The following is a 240-nucleotide window of genomic DNA, read 5'->3' on the forward strand; positions in this document are numbered from 1 at the left end:
ACCCCAAAGAATAATGGTGCATGGATAATTTTAGACGATGTTGAAAAATTTAAAATACCGAAAGACCTGGCCAGCGGATTTAAAAGCAAGTCAGGATCAAAGGACTATTTTATGAGCTTAAGCAGAACTGTCAAAAAAAGCATCTTACAATGGCTGGTACTTGCCAAACGGCCAGAAACAAGGCAAAAAAGGATCAATGAAATAGCGGAACTTGCAAGTCAGAAGCTGAAGCCTAAACAA

At 38.8% G+C, this 240-nt stretch carries 1 protein-coding gene; it reads left to right on the top strand.

Annotation, left to right across the window (positions count from 1 at the left end):
* The coding region (locus tag KVT36_RS32065; RefSeq protein ID WP_217607491.1) for a YdeI family protein at positions 1 to 240 on the top strand (240 nt) is incomplete at both ends.

The organism is Chitinophaga sp. GbtcB8 (genome assembly GCF_019091455.1).
Lineage (GTDB): Bacteria > Bacteroidota > Bacteroidia > Chitinophagales > Chitinophagaceae > Chitinophaga.